The organism is Sanguibacter inulinus, assembly GCF_013415325.1.
In the GTDB taxonomy this organism is placed as follows: Bacteria; Actinomycetota; Actinomycetes; order Actinomycetales; family Cellulomonadaceae; genus Sanguibacter; species Sanguibacter inulinus.
Genome location: NZ_JACBYE010000001.1, coordinates 116,110 through 129,742, shown reverse-complemented (window position 1 = coordinate 129,742; position 13,633 = coordinate 116,110). Strand labels below are relative to the sequence as shown.

The 13,633-nt window shown below is 71.1% G+C and carries 14 protein-coding genes; 7 read left to right on the top strand and 7 right to left on the bottom strand.

The features are described from left to right. Positions 1 to 46: 46 nt before the first annotated feature. From HZZ10_RS00620 to nirD, 4 genes are all read right to left on the bottom strand, one after another. Positions 47 to 652, bottom strand: a complete 606-nt coding sequence (locus tag HZZ10_RS00620) for a GNAT family N-acetyltransferase (RefSeq protein WP_179912033.1) — start codon at positions 650 to 652, stop codon at positions 47 to 49. A gap of 32 nt (positions 653 to 684) precedes the next feature. Next, positions 685 to 1,923: an amidohydrolase gene (locus HZZ10_RS00615; RefSeq protein ID WP_179912032.1), complete on the bottom strand. Its 1,239-nt coding sequence runs from the start codon at positions 1,921 to 1,923 to the stop codon at positions 685 to 687. 75 nt (positions 1,924 to 1,998) lie between these two features. After that, positions 1,999 to 2,739 (bottom strand): sirohydrochlorin chelatase, encoded by a 741-nt coding sequence (locus tag HZZ10_RS00610; RefSeq protein WP_308507445.1) that lies wholly within the window; start codon positions 2,737 to 2,739, stop codon positions 1,999 to 2,001. Continuing rightward, a complete protein-coding gene (gene nirD, locus HZZ10_RS00605; RefSeq protein WP_179912031.1) occupies positions 2,736 to 3,158 on the bottom strand; it encodes a nitrite reductase small subunit NirD in 423 nt (140 codons plus the stop codon). The genes HZZ10_RS00610 and nirD overlap by 4 nt, the downstream gene beginning before the upstream one ends. A 261-nt stretch (positions 3,159 to 3,419) precedes the next feature. On the opposite strand from nirD, the gene nirB reads away from it, so the two are divergent. Genes nirB through HZZ10_RS00590 form a run of 3 tightly spaced genes read left to right on the top strand, consistent with a single transcriptional unit; the run spans position 3,420 to position 8,215 of the window. Beyond that, positions 3,420 to 6,059 carry a nitrite reductase large subunit NirB gene (gene nirB, locus HZZ10_RS00600; protein WP_179912030.1) on the top strand — a complete coding sequence of 880 codons (2,640 nt, stop codon included), beginning with the start codon at positions 3,420 to 3,422 and terminating at the stop codon, positions 6,057 to 6,059. Between the two features lie 3 nt (positions 6,060 to 6,062). Then, positions 6,063 to 7,085, top strand: a complete 1,023-nt coding sequence (cobA, locus tag HZZ10_RS00595) for a uroporphyrinogen-III C-methyltransferase (protein ID WP_179912029.1) — start codon at positions 6,063 to 6,065, stop codon at positions 7,083 to 7,085. Beyond that, a complete protein-coding gene (locus tag HZZ10_RS00590; RefSeq protein ID WP_179912028.1) occupies positions 7,082 to 8,215 on the top strand; it encodes a uroporphyrinogen-III synthase in 1,134 nt (377 codons plus the stop codon). Before cobA ends, HZZ10_RS00590 begins: the two co-directional genes overlap by 4 nt. Before the next feature lie 12 nt (positions 8,216 to 8,227). On the opposite strand, the gene HZZ10_RS00585 is transcribed toward HZZ10_RS00590, so the two are convergent. Beyond that, positions 8,228 to 9,226, bottom strand: a complete 999-nt coding sequence (locus tag HZZ10_RS00585) for a serine hydrolase domain-containing protein (RefSeq protein ID WP_218928287.1) — start codon at positions 9,224 to 9,226, stop codon at positions 8,228 to 8,230. A 144-nt stretch (positions 9,227 to 9,370) separates the two neighbouring features. Between HZZ10_RS00585 and HZZ10_RS00580 the strand changes: the two genes are divergently transcribed. From HZZ10_RS00580 to HZZ10_RS00565, 4 genes are all read left to right on the top strand, one after another. Continuing rightward, on the top strand, positions 9,371 to 9,736 hold the full coding sequence (locus HZZ10_RS00580; RefSeq protein ID WP_056134863.1) for a hypothetical protein: 366 nt from the start codon (positions 9,371 to 9,373) through the stop codon (positions 9,734 to 9,736). 77 nt (positions 9,737 to 9,813) lie between these two features. Further along, entirely contained in the window at positions 9,814 to 10,476 is a 663-nt protein-coding gene (gene yczE / locus HZZ10_RS00575; RefSeq protein ID WP_056134860.1) for a membrane protein YczE, read from the top strand. Between the two features lie 85 nt (positions 10,477 to 10,561). Further along, the gene (locus HZZ10_RS00570) at positions 10,562 to 11,599 is read left to right on the top strand and encodes a type IV toxin-antitoxin system AbiEi family antitoxin domain-containing protein (RefSeq protein WP_056134858.1); all 1,038 of its coding nucleotides are present in this window, start codon (positions 10,562 to 10,564) and stop codon (positions 11,597 to 11,599) included. Further along, positions 11,596 to 12,501: a nucleotidyl transferase AbiEii/AbiGii toxin family protein gene (locus HZZ10_RS00565; protein WP_179912027.1), complete on the top strand. Its 906-nt coding sequence runs from the start codon at positions 11,596 to 11,598 to the stop codon at positions 12,499 to 12,501. The genes HZZ10_RS00570 and HZZ10_RS00565 overlap by 4 nt, the downstream gene beginning before the upstream one ends. 24 nt (positions 12,502 to 12,525) lie before the next feature. On the opposite strand, the gene HZZ10_RS00560 is transcribed toward HZZ10_RS00565, so the two are convergent. Continuing rightward, on the bottom strand, positions 12,526 to 12,963 hold the full coding sequence (locus HZZ10_RS00560) for an ATP-binding protein (RefSeq protein ID WP_179912026.1): 438 nt from the start codon (positions 12,961 to 12,963) through the stop codon (positions 12,526 to 12,528). A 109-nt stretch (positions 12,964 to 13,072) separates the two neighbouring features. Continuing rightward, positions 13,073 to 13,543 carry a hypothetical protein gene (locus tag HZZ10_RS00555; RefSeq protein ID WP_179912025.1) on the bottom strand — a complete coding sequence of 157 codons (471 nt, stop codon included), beginning with the start codon at positions 13,541 to 13,543 and terminating at the stop codon, positions 13,073 to 13,075. Positions 13,544 to 13,633: the final 90 nt, after the last annotated feature.

Genomic DNA, 13,633 nt, shown 5'->3' with positions numbered 1-13,633 from the left:
GCCACCCCCAGACGGCAGGACCTGAGACGAGGTCGCGAGACGGCGCCTACGCGTGCGCGACGAGCCAGCGCATCGCCGCGGGCGTGAGGTCACGGTCCGCGTAGATCCTCCGGGTGGGTGGAGCAGCGCCGTCGGGCGCTGGTGCTGCATCCGGTCGCTGACCCTCCCAGACGAGGGTGAGACCGATCTTCTCGAGCACCGCGACAGATGCCGGGTTGTTCGAGAGCACGCGGGCGGTCACGGGGACCTGCGGTGTCACGTCGGCGGCGGCAGCGACGGCAGCCCGGGCGATCTCCGAGGCGAAGCCTCGACCCCACGCCGCCGGGTCCAGCCTGTAGCCGAGGTTCCAGACCTCAGCCTCCGCCGCGTACCCCACGCCTCCAGAACCGATGAAGGTCCCGGCCTGGAGCGTGGCGTCCGCACCCTCGGCGCTGACCCGGACCGCCCACATACCCAGCCCGTGCCGCTCCACGTCCCGGGCAGACCGTTCGACCCGCTCCTGCGCCTGCTCGACCCGCGTGAGCCGGCCCGACGGCAGGTGCACCCAGGTGCGCGGGTCGCTGTAGACGCGGAAGAGGTCGCCTGAGTCAGACGGCGCGAGCGGCTCGAGTCGCAGCCGCGCCGTCTGAGCGGACGGCAGGTGTGCTTCCATGCCAACCAGTCTCCGACGACCCTCCGACAGTCTCAGCCCGCGCGGCGGCCGAGGCGCTCGACAGCACGACCGACGCCTGCCTCGGCGTCCCAGGTGTAGACCTCTCGGCCGTCGATGAACACGCGCTCCGCCCGCGACATGGAGTCGAGCGGGTCGCCCGACCACACGACGACGTCGGCGTCGAGCCCCTCGGCGAGGGCGCCGATGCGGCCACCCAGCCCGAGGAAGGACGCAGGGTTGGTGGTGAGTGCCTCGAGGGCGGTCTCGCGCGGGAGCCCGTCGCGCACCGCGAGCGTCGCCTGGGTGACGAGCAGGTTGATGGGGATCACCGGGTGGTCGGTCGTGATCGCGACGCGGACACCGGCCTTGGCGAGGGCGACGAGGTTGGTGATCGCGCGGTCGCGGAGCTCGACCTTGCTGCGGTTGGTGAGCATCGGCCCGTAGATCACCGGGATGTCGCGCTCAGCCAGGACGTCGGCGAGCTTGTGCCCCTCGGTCCCGTGGTTGATGACCAGGCGGTAGCCGAACTCGTCGGCGAGGCGGATCGCGGTCGCGATGTCGTCGTGACGGTGCACGTGCTGGTCCCAGGCGAGCTCGCCGTCGAGGACGCGGGCGAGGACCTCGAGGTCGAGGTCCCGGGCGAAGGGCTCACCCTTCTTCTCTGCGGCGACCCGCGATGCCGCGTAGTGCTGCGCCTTGGCGAAGGCCTCGCGGAGGATGAACGCGACACCGAGACGGGTCGACGGCATCTGCTTCTTCTCGCCGTAGACACGCTTGGGGTTCTCGCCGAGAGCGGACTTCACGCTCACGGACTCGCTGATGACCTGCTCGTCGATCGTGCGCCCGCCCCACGTCTTGATCGCGACGGTCTGCCCACCGATGACGTTGCCGGAGCCCGGCTTGACGACGACCGAGGTGATACCGCCGGACAACGCGTCCCGGAAGCCCTCGTCGTCGATGTTCACCGCGTCGATCGCGCGGACACCGGGCGTGGTCGGGCGGGTCATCTCGTTGACGTCGTTGCCGATCGGGCCGTTGCCCTCTTCGTCGATCCCGACGTGCCCGTGGGACTCGACAAAACCGGGCAGCACCCACTTGCCCTCGACGTCGACGACGGTCGCGTCGGCCGGGATCTCGACGTCGGCGCCCACGGCGACGATCGTGCCGCCGCGCAGCAGGACGGTCCCGCGCTCGACGGGGGCAGAGGCGACGGGGACGACGTAGCCGTTGACGAGGGCGGTCAGGGGGGAGGTTCCACGTGGATCAGTCATGCATCCAACCTATCGCCGGTGGGAGCGGGAGCCGCGATCGTGACCGGTCCGCCGTCCCGTGCGAAGGGACCTCAGCTACATCCCGAACCGCTCGACCACGAGCTCGACCATCTCGTGCGGGGCCGGGTCGGCGGCGCTCAGCAGCGGTTCGGTGACCACGTCGGCGCCCGCGCGGCCCGCGAGGTCGGCGAAATAGCCCGGGGCCAGCAGATAGGTCGCGACGACGACCCGGCGGCCGCCGCCGCTCCGCGAGCGCGCGGTCTCGACGGCGTCGGGCAGGGCTGGCTTCACGGCGGAGATGTAGCCGACGAGCACCTCGCGGCCGATCGCGTGGCCGAGCATGCGGCCCATGACCTCGCAGTCGTCGACGGCACGGGCGTCGGAGGATCCGGCGACGGCGAGCACGACGGCGTCTTCGGGCCGCAGACCGGCCTCGTCGAGACGCGTCACGAGCTGGCGCACGAGCCGCGGGTCCGGCCCGAGCGCGGGCCGCACCACGGCGTCGGGCGCCTCGGCTGCAGCCTCTGCGAGATCGACGTACACGTGGAAGCCCGCCGAGAGCAGCAGCGGGACGATGTGGACGGGTTCGTCACCGATCTCTGCGAGGGTGGTCGGGACGTCGGGCTGCTGGACGTCGACGCAGCAGCCGAGCACGTCGAGGTCCGGGCGGCGGAGCGCGACGGCATCGACGAGGTCCCTGACAGCACGCTGCCCGACGATCGAGGACGTGCCGTGCGAGCAGGCGACGAGGACGGGCGCGCGGTCGACCGCACCCCGGGCACGCTCGTGCAGGACGCCCGGTCCGAGCACCGTCACGCCGCGACCCGCACCTCGGCCTCGGCCGCCACAGCGGTCGCCACCTCGAGGGCGACCTCGACGTACCCGTCGACCACCTGCACCGGGTAGGTCTGCAGGTGCAGCGCGGGGTGGGTGAAGCACTCCCCCGTGACGATGTCGTACACCTGCTTGTGCAACGGCGACGCGATGGTCACCCGCTCCCCCGCAGCGACGGTCTTCGACCCGGTGATGCCACGTGCCATGACGTGCGAGCCCGTCGCGGGGTCGCGGTGGCTCACCGCGTAGACCCCGGCGTCGGCGAGGCGGAACAGCGCGACCTGCGCGCCGTCGACCATGGCGGCCTCTCCCCACCCGGTCTCGAGGTCGTCGATCCTGCAGACCCGGCGCCACTGCTGGGCGCGGGTGGTCCGGGGGCGGGCGATGAGCGTCTCGGTCATGTCGGGCTCCTGACGTGGAGTGGCGTCGTGCGGTGGGTGGGTAGGTAGGTGAGGGTCGCGGTGACCGTCGGTGAGCCCGACGCTATCGACGAGGTGTTTCCCGGAGGTCGGCGCAGGGTTTCCCTCTCGTGACCTTCTTCTCACTGCTGCCCTGGACGGCGGTGACAACCTGGTGACCCCCGGGACACCCGAGGGCAACGGGAGGGAAACGGCACGCCCGTACGGTCGAGGAACTCGCCGCAGCCCCCTGGAGGTACTCGCATGACCGGAACCGACGGCACGCCCCCAGCCCGCCACGTCGTGGTCGTCGGCGGTGGGCCCGCTGCCCACCGCTTCGTCGAGGCCATGGCCTCGCGCGACACCTCGGACCTGCGGGTCACCGTGATCGCGGAGGAGGTGCACCAGCCCTACGACCGCGTCGCGCTGAGCAAGGCCTTCGTCGGCGACGTCGATCTCACCCTCGGCGGCGGAGAGCTCTGGGAGCACCCGGCGGTCACGCTGCGGACCGGCGAGCGGGCCGTCGCGGTCGACGCGGCGGCCAGGACCGTCCAGACGACGAGCGGCACCGTCACCTACGACGAGCTCGTGCTCGCCACAGGCTCCGACGCGGCACGCCTCACCTTCCCGAACGGCGACCGTACCCACGTGTACAGGACTGTCGACGACGTCTGGGGTCTCGCCGCCGAGGTGACGCGCCTGGCCGGGGAGCTCGGCCGGGCACCCCGGGCTGTCGTGGTCGGCGGCGGTCTGCTCGGCCTCGAGGCCGCGGGCGGCCTGCAAGAGCTCGGCGCCGAAGCCGCCGTGGTCAACGGTGCCGGCTGGCTGATGAACGCCCAGCTCGACGAGGGCGGCGGGCAGGCCCTCGGTCGGCTCATCGCGTCGACGGGCATCGAGGTGCACTGCGGGGTGCGCCCCGTCGGCGTCCTCGTCGAGGACGACAGGGTGGTCGCCCTCGAGCTCGGAGACGGCGCCGAGCTCGCCGCCGACCTCGTGGTCGCGGCGATCGGCATCCGCCCCCGCGACGAGCTCGCCGCGTCGGCAGGTCTGGTGACCGGGCCGCGCGGGGGTGTGAAGATCTCCGACGACTGCTCGACCTCGGTCCCGGGCATCTGGGCGATCGGCGAGGTCGCGAGCTTCGAGGGGCGGTGCGTGGGTCTCGTGGCCCCCGCGAACACGATGGCCGAGGTCGTCGCCGACCGCCTGCACGGCGGGGCCGCGACCTTCCCGGGATTCGACACCGCGACCCGGCTCAAGCTGTCGGGCGTGGACGTCGCGAGCTTCGGTGACGCCTTCGGGACGACCGAGCACTGCCTCGAGATCGTCTACGCCGACCCGGCCCGCGGGATGTACCAGAAGATCGTCGTCACCGGCGACGCCAAGACCCTCCTCGGCGGCATCTTCGTCGGGGACGCCACGCCCTACACGTCCTTGCGCCCCCTGCTGGGCCGCGAGCTCGGCGCCGAGCCGGGGGCCTTCATCGCCGCGGCCGGCGGCGGCGAGGCGCCGCAGACCGAGCTGCCCGACGACGCGATCCTCTGCTCCTGCAACAACGTGGCCGTCGGCACGGCCCGCGCCGCGGTCCACGGCGACGGCAAGACCGCCCCGTGCCACGACCTGGGAAAGCTCAAGACCTGCACCCGGGCGGGCACCCAGTGCGGCTCGTGCGTGCCGATGCTCAAGAAGCTCCTCGAGGGTGAGCTCACCAAGGCCGGCGTCGCCGTGTCGAAGGCCATGTGCGAGCACGTGCCCATGTCGCGCGCGGAGCTCTTCGAGGGTGTCCGCGCCCTCGGGCTGACCTCCTTCGAGGAGATCCTCGCGCGATTCGGCACCGGGCGCGGCTGCGACATCTGCAAGCCGGCCATCGGGTCGATCCTCGCCTCGCAGCACACCGACTACGTGCTCGACCCGGGCCGCGGCGCCCTCCAGGACACCAACGACCGCGCCCTGGCGAACATGCAGAAGGACGGCTCGTACTCGGTCGTCCCGCGCATCCCCGGCGGCGAGATCACCCCGGAGAAGCTCGCGGTCATCGCGCAGGTCGCGATCGAGTTCGGGCTGTACACGAAGATCACCGGTGGGCAGCGCATCGACCTCTTCGGTGCCCGGCTCGACCAGCTGCCGGAGATCTGGGCGCAACTGGTCGAGGCCGGCTTCGAGTCCGGCCAGGCCTATGGCAAGGCGCTGCGCAACGTGAAGTCCTGCGTGGGCTCCACCTGGTGCCGCTTCGGCGTGCAGGACTCGGTCGCCATGGCCATCCAGCTCGAGCTCCGCTACCGAGGCCTGCGTGCCCCGCACAAGTTCAAGATGGGGGTGTCCGGCTGCGCCCGCGAGTGCGCCGAGGCCCGCGGCAAGGACGTCGGCGTGATCGCGACAGACACCGGCTGGAACCTCTACGTCGGTGGCAACGGCGGGTTCCAGCCCGTCCACGGCCAGCTGCTCGCGAAGGACCTCGACGACGAGACCCTCATCCGCTACGTCGACCGCTACCTCATGTACTACATCCGCACGGCCGACCGCCTGCAGCGCACGGCCCGCTGGATGGAGGACCTCGACGGCGGTGTCGACCACGTGCACCAGGTGGTCGTCGAAGACTCCCTGGGCATCGGCGCGGACCTCGAGGCCGCGATGGCCCTGCACGTGGAGCACTACGAGGACGAGTGGGCGGCGACCCTCAAGGACCCTGACAGGCTGCGCAGGTTCAGGTCCTTCGTCAACGCCCCGACCGAGGCCGACGACTCGACCGCCTACGTCCGCGAGCGCGGGCAGCGCCGTCCGGCGACGGCCGCCGAGCGGGCCGGCGACCTCGGTCCGGGGATCGAGAGCTTCGACGAGCCCGTGCGCCGACCCGTCATGCTGGCCGGGCTGAGCATCCCCGTGCGTACCGAGAACCAGGAGGGCTGACCCGTGAACCTCGACCTCGACCTCACCGGCACCACTGTGCTGATCCTCGGCACCGCGCACAGCGCCCGACGCGCCCTGCGGCGCTGCACGCACGCCGGGGCGGTGGTCCGCACGGCCCACACCCCGGCCGACGTCGACCTCGCCTCCCTCGACGACGTGCGCCTGGTCGTGGCCGTCGACGACTACCAGAGCGGGTGGGACGAGGTCCTCGTCCGGCTGCGGCAGACGCACCTGGTGGTCCGCGAGGACGCCGCGGCCCCCGGGGGTCAGGTGATCCTCGTGGGTGGTGGCCCCGGGCAGGACGAGCTGCTGACCGTCGCGGGCCGCCAGGCTCTCGCCGACGCGGACGTGGTGCTCTACGACCGTCTCGCCCCGCACGAGAACCTCGCCGAGCTGACGCACGGTGCGGAGCTGGTCGACGTGGGCAAGCGCCCGGGCCATCACGCGATCACGCAGCGCGGGATCGAAGCCCTCATGGTTGACCGCGCTCGCGCCGGGGAGACTGTCGTCAGGCTCAAGGGCGGGGACCCCTACGTGTTCGGGCGCGGCTCGGAAGAGGCCGCCGCCGCGCGCGAGGCCGGGATCCCCGTGCGGGTCATCCCGGGCATCACCTCGGCAGTCTCCGTCCCGGCTGCCGCGGGCATCCCCGTGACGCACCGTGAGGTCTCCCGCCTGTTCACGGTGGTCTCAGGCCACGTGCCGCTCACGGCGTCGGAGTGCGAGCACCTCGCCGGGCTCGGCGGCACGATCGTCGTGCTCATGGGGATCGGGACCATGCACCAGACCCTCGCGGGTCTGCGCCGCGCCGGCATGACGACCGAGATGCCCGTGGCCGTGGTCGAGCGCGGGTACAGCATGAACCAGCGCACGACCTGCTCGACTCTCGGCGAGGCGACCTCAGCGGCTACGCTCGCGGCATGTTCCAACCCGGCCGTCCTCGTCATCGGCGAGGTCGTCCGCCTCGGCCACGACTGGCCCCGTGAGCTCACCGAGCTGGCGGGCGCCTCGCTAGGAGTATCTGGATGAACGCTGCCGACGACACGTCCGCTGTCACCGAGTTCAGCAACGACCAGCTCTCGGGGTTCCGGATCGGCGTGACGTCGGACCGGCGGTCGGACGACCTCATCGCGGCCCTCGAACGACGCGGGGCGCAGGTGATGCACGCCCCGGCGCTGCGCATCGCCCCCGTCGAGGAAGACGTCGACCTGCTCGCCGACACCCGGGCGATCCTCGAGACCCCGCCCGACGTCCTGGTCGTCACGACCGCCTACGGCATGCGCCGCTGGAGCGAGGCGGCGGACGCCGCCGGTCTCGGTGACGCGCTGACCGACGTACTGCAGGCTGCCCGGATCTTCGTCCGGGGGCCCAAGGCCCGCGGGGCCGTGCGGGCCGCCGGGCTCGACGACGTGGGCATCGCGCACGACGAGCGCACGGCGTCGGTGATCGACATGCTGCTCGACGAGGGCGTCGAGGGCCGGACCGTCGCCGTCCAGCTGCACGGGTACACCGACGGGCAGCAGCTCGAGAGGCTGCGGGCGGGCGGTGCCCGGGTGCTCACCGTCGAGCCCTACCGCTGGGTCAAGCCCGACGGCGCGGAGAGGTTGCCCAGGCTGATCGACGCGGTCTGCGCCCGGAACCTCGACGTCGTGACCTTCACGAGCGCCCCGGCGGTCGACGCCTTCCTCACCTCGGCGATCGAGCAGGGTGTCCTCGACCAGCTGCTCGACGCGCTGCGCACCGACGTGGTCGCGGCGGCTGTCGGTCCGGTGACCGCGGGGCCGCTCGAGGTGGCCGGCGTGACGCCGATCATCCCCGAGAGGTTCCGTATGGGGGCGCTCATCAGGCTGGTGTGCGAGCACCTCGCGCTGCACCAGGTGACCGAGCTCTCGACAGCCCTCGGCCCTGTCCAGATCCGTGGGCGGTCCGTGGTCTTCGAGGGCCGGGCCGGTCAGCTGGCGCCGGCTCCGCTCGCGCTGTTCCGCGCCCTCGCCGCCAGCACGGGTGCTGTGCTGACCCGCAAGGACCTCATGGCGCACCTGCCGGAGGCGCAGAACGAGCACGCCCTCGACATGGCGATGAGCCGGCTGCGCGCGTCCCTGCCCGAGCCGCGGCTCGTGGCGACAGTGGTCAAGCGGGGGTACAGGCTCAACGTGTGAGCGAGATCGTCCTCATGCCCAGCTCAGTGCTTCCAGCACGGGCCACGCGCCGTTCGAGGTGTTGGCGAGGACCGATCCCGTGACCCCCGACGCCGGGTCGTGCCAGGTCCGGCCCGAGACCCCTGCGTCGTAGCCCTCGAGCAGGACGGTCTCGGAGGACCAGCCCCGCCAGAAGCCGCGGGCGTACCTCATGTGGTCTCCCTCGACATGGCTGACGGGCTCGGTCAGCGCCTGGAACGTCGGGAGCGTCACGATCCGCCCGGCGAAGAGCGCCGACCAGAAGGCCGCGAGGTCGGCCACGGTGCCGACAGCACCGCCGTCACCGTTGCCCCGGACGGGCAGGTGCAGCGCGTTGGTCCTGTCCCCCGTCTCCTCCAGGTACCCCAGAGCCGTGTCACCGGAGATCTCGTCGGTCCGCGGGTACCCGGTCGAGACCATCCCGGCAGGTCCGAGCACCCGCTGCTCGACCAGGTCGTGGAAGGTCAGCGACGAGACCCTCTCGGCCACCAGTGCCAGGACCACGAACCCGCTGTTGCAGTACGCGAAGGTCGACCCGGGTGGGCTCACCTGCGGTCGCCCGTCGAGCATCGGGACGAAGGCCTCGGTCGTGCCCAGCAGGTGCAGCGGCCTGTCGACCACGTAGTCGTTGATGTCACCGCCGGCCGACTCGTCGATGTAGTCGCCGATGCCCGCCGTGTGCGAGAGCAGCTGCCCGACGGTGACGGCGTCGTCGACGAGCGGGAGGTCGTCGCCGAGGACCGGGCGGACCGGGCTGTCGAGGCTCAGCAGACCGTCGTCGACGAGCGCCCCCACGGCCAGGGCCGTGAAGCCCTTCGAGATGCTCGCGAGCCCGCACCTGTGGTCGACGGTCATCGCCTGGCCCCGGGCGCGGTCGGCCCAGCCGTAGGCCCGCGACTCGCTCTCGCCGTCGGGGCGGTCGATGCGGACGACGCCGCTGAAGCCTGTGGACCGGGCGGCGGCATCCAGCTGGGACATGAGGTCGTGTGGCATGACGACGACGCTATCGAGCGGGTGCAGCCCGGGGCAACGGATTTGTCAGCGACCGGCGAGCGGGTGAAGTGCCTGGTCAGACCCTCATGACCTTCCGGCACCGGTCGATCATGAGGGTCTGAGGTACGAGCTGGGAGGCAACCGATGTCCGGGATCCGGATCGAAGCAGGCACGACGAGCGTAGGCACGACAGGCGGCAGCGCGACAGCCACGAGCGGGTCACCCGCGCAGCAGGCGTACGACAGGGCGGTCAAGCAGCTTTCCGCCGCGCAGAAGAAGCTGTCGCAGGACGTCTTCGACAAGGCGCCCCAGGCGACGATCGAGGTGGACCAGGCGGCCGTGGAGGCGGCCGCGCTCTCCCTCGCAGCAGCGACCACTGCCCTCGCCCGAGAGCAGGAGAAGGCTCACGAGGGCCAGACGAGCCGGGCCGCGACGCCCACACCTGCCCAGCAGACCGAGGCCCCGTCGCGGGACCGCAGCCGCACGGGAGACATCGACCTCTACGCCTGACGTCGCCAGGGTCCGACCCGCCGGGGCGCGGTCCCGGCGGTGACCACGCACCCCGCCTCAGCACCTACGGTTAGCCGGTGACCTCACCCCGCGTCCTCCAGGACCTCACCCCCCTCGAGCAGCTGCGCGCCGGTCGCATGCCTCGTCGTCTCGTCCAGCTCGTGCTCGGGCTGGTGCTCTTCGGGGTGTCGCTCGCCATGGTGCTGCGCAGCGGTCTGGGGCTGAGCCCCTGGGACGTGCTGCACCTGGGCATCTCCCGCAGCACCCCGTTGTCCATCGGTACCGTGGTGGTCCTCATGTCCCTCGCGGTCCTGGCGCTGTGGATCCCGCTGCGCCAGGCCCCTGGGCTCGGCACGCTCGCCAACGCCCTGCTCGTCGGGGTGGTCATCGACGCGTCGCTGCGCCTGGTCCCCGAGGTCGACGGCCTAGCGCTCCAGGTGCCGATCCTGGTGGCGGGCGTGGTGCTCAACGCCCTGGGCGGAGCGCTGTACATCGGGGCCCAGCTCGGCACCGGGCCGCGCGACGGGCTCATGACAGGGCTGTCGCGCCAGACCGGGCTGTCGCTCCGGCTCGTCCGCACAGGCATCGAGGTCACCGCGCTCGTCGCCGGGTGGTTGCTCGGCGGGACGGTCGGTCTCGGGACGGTCCTCTACGCGATCGCCGTCGGGCCTCTCGTGCAGCGCTTCCTGCCGTGGTGCGTCGTCACGGTCACCCCGCCGACGCGACGCAGCGAGGGATAGAGAAGGCTCCAGAGAGGCCACAATCTCCATCACCCGCTACGCCATCTCTCTGCTTTAGTAACACCCTGCGTGTTACTATTGCAGCATGAAGACCGAAGTCGTGGTCCGCGCGAATGACCTGGCTGCGAGCCAGTGGGGTCTTCTCACGTCCGCCCAGGCCCAGGCAGAGGGCGTGACCCGGATGCAGCTGACCCGCCTGGTCGAGTCTGGCATCCTGGACCGCCTAGAGCACGGTGTGTACGCCACCCCCTCGGTCCAGGGGGACCCGCTGCTCTCACTCCGATCCTCCTGGCTGACGCTCCGGCCTTCGGCACGAGCCGAGGAGAGACTCGCCGACCTGACATCTGCGGGCGTCGTGTCGCACGCCTCAGCAGCGCAGCTGCACGGCATCGGCGACCTCTTGGCTGACGAGCACGAGTTCCTCCTGCCGGAGCGGTTCCAGTCACGCCGGACAGGTGTCCGTGTCCGCAGGACCCTGCTCGGCAGGTCCGAGGTGACTCTCTCGTCTGGACTTCCCGTCACGACCGCAGCTCGGACCATCTCCGACCTGCTGGACGACGGTCACGACCTCGACCACATGGCCTCGCTGACCGCCGAAGCGCTCCGCAGAGGACTTGTCGACCGACAGTCGCTCGCGCCAGCCCTGGACCACGTCGCGCCCAGGCGAGGCAGCCGTGACGGTCAGGAGCTGACGGCTCGCCTCATCGACCTCTCCGACATGCCCCCTGCCGAGCTCACCTCAGCCGAGACGACCCGTCGTCCCTCAGGACATGCGATCCCCGACGACATCTTGACGATCCTCAGGACACTCTCGGACCCCGAGCTTCAGCGGATGGCGAAGGAGGTCCAGCAGTCGACTGCGAAGATCACGGCGGGAGTCTTCACGGCCTCGGACGGGCTCTCGGTTGCGCTTGAACCTTCTCGCCAGGCCGTCCAGAGACTTAGCGAACGCGTGTCCAGATGGGCTGAGGTCCCGTCCAACCGCGATGCCATCGCACGACTCCGAGATGTCCTCGGCACCTTCGTGGTGGCGTCCGGCGGGCGCGCCGGAGGCGTCTCGGAGGGCACCTCGGCCGACGGCTCGAGTGTGGAAGCCGCAGCTCGACCGACTGGATCTCGATGAGCTCCTCGGGGTACGAGACCGGGTCCGCTCTCTGGAGGGCGGTCTCCGACAAGGCTCGTCATCGGTCGAAGACCACCTCGAAGCCCGCTTCCGAGTACATCAGGCTCTTCACCTTCTCTCGCTTCGTCGCGCGGGTCTTCGCGGCAGCAGGCTCACCGTGGGTCCTCAAGGGTGGGACGGCGATGCTCCTCCGGGTGGACGATGCTCGGCACAGCAAAGACGTCGATCTCCTCCGGAGCCTGGGGAACCTCGACGACGCGGTCTCCGCACTGAGGACTGCTCTCGACACCCCGATGGACGACCACTTCCGGTTCGTCGTCGAGGCGGTCAGGAACGCGGAGCGAGACAACGTCCAGCCTCAGGTCGACGGTTGCCGGGTCATGATCGTCGCCTACTGCGGGATCAAGATGGTCGACAGGTTCGGCGTCGACCTGGTCACGGGGTCTCTCATGACGAGCGATCCCGAGATCGAGCGCGCCCGCTCGCCGCTGGACATCCCAGGGGTCGAGGCACCCGTCGTCCGGCTGTACCCGGTGGTCGACCACATCGCCGACAAGGTCTGCGCGACCGAGACTGTGTACAGCAGGGGACGGGGGTCGAGCCGACCACGCGACCTGGTCGACCTGGTGGTGTTCGCACGGACCCAACGGATCGACGGTACCGCTCTGCGCGACGCGATCCGCGGAGAGCGAGTGATGCGATCGCTTCCGGCACGCAGCGCCTTCGCGGTACCCGAAGAGTGGAGACGGGACTACCCGCCTCTGGCCACCTCGACGAGGTACACCTCAGACCTCCCGACGGTCGAGCTCGCGACAGCACTGGTCGCCCGACTGCTCGACCCAGCGTTCGGCTCCACGAGCGTCGGTCGTACCTGGGACCCGGACCGCCTCGAGTGGACCTAGGCCGTTCCCAGCGCTCAGCTGCGATCAGCCCTCGTCGCGCGCCGGGAAGGTCGCCCAGATGTGCTTCTCGTCGTGGCTCACATACCAGCCGCACTCGTCCGAGACGCGGGCGACGAGCACGAGACCGAATCCACCCTCGCCCGGCTTGCGGCCCGCCGCACGCGTGGGGACGGAGTCCTTGGCGCGGTCGACGACGTCGAGCAGGAACGTCTGCCCGTCGGTGCTGAGGACCACCCGGGCCGACGACCGCGCGTGCTTGAGGGCGTTGGTCGCGAGCTCGCTGCTGGCCAGGAGCATGTTCCGCAGGGTCGAGCGACCACGCCGGGGCTGCTCGGTCGTCGTCGCCGAGACCGCGTCGGTCAGACCGGCGCGCATCGTCCCGAGCGCGTCGTAGGAGCTGAGGGTCCACGTCGAGACCACGTCCGGCAGCCGGGGTGGCAGCGCGAAGGGGATCGGGCTCATGCTCACCTCGAGTCCTGCGAGAACGGGATGCGTGCCCCGTCGCTCCGGGATCGCCTGCTGACCATTATGGTCGCACGACCCACGGGGCCACGCGCGACGGCCTCGCAGATCATCCGCGGCCCGTGAGCCGGTCCCAGAACCCGCGTCTGCGCGGCGTCCAGCCCGCCTGCTCGAGCACCTGCCGCACGGGGGTCTTCATCTCGTCGGCGTCGAAGCGCCACCCGAAGGAGTGCCCGGCCTGACCGTGGTCTGTCGCGAGCGGCGCGAAGCTCTTGTTGAAGCTCTTCGACCTGACGGTCCCGCGGAACCTCGACGTGCTGACGCTCGCCCCACCGGCGCCGACCCGGGCCTGGGTCGCCGAGGTGTGGTCGACGAGGGTGTACGTCGAGTCCTCGTGCAGGCTGACCTCGAGCCTGTAGTCACGGTCGATCGTGCCTGCCGACACGAAGCCCACCCACCGCGCGTCGGCGTAGTCCCACACCCCTGTCACCCCGTCGGCCGACGGCGTGAAGGTGAAGGGGACCTCGTCGGTGCTGAGGGCGAGGATCTGTCCGACGACATGCTCTCGAGGTGCGCTCATCGCTCCATGGTGGACGGGAGCGCGTCATGGGGCCACCCGTGAGCGGTGCGCGCGGTCCGCAGGTCGGCCCCAGGTCCGCAGTCGCCGGTC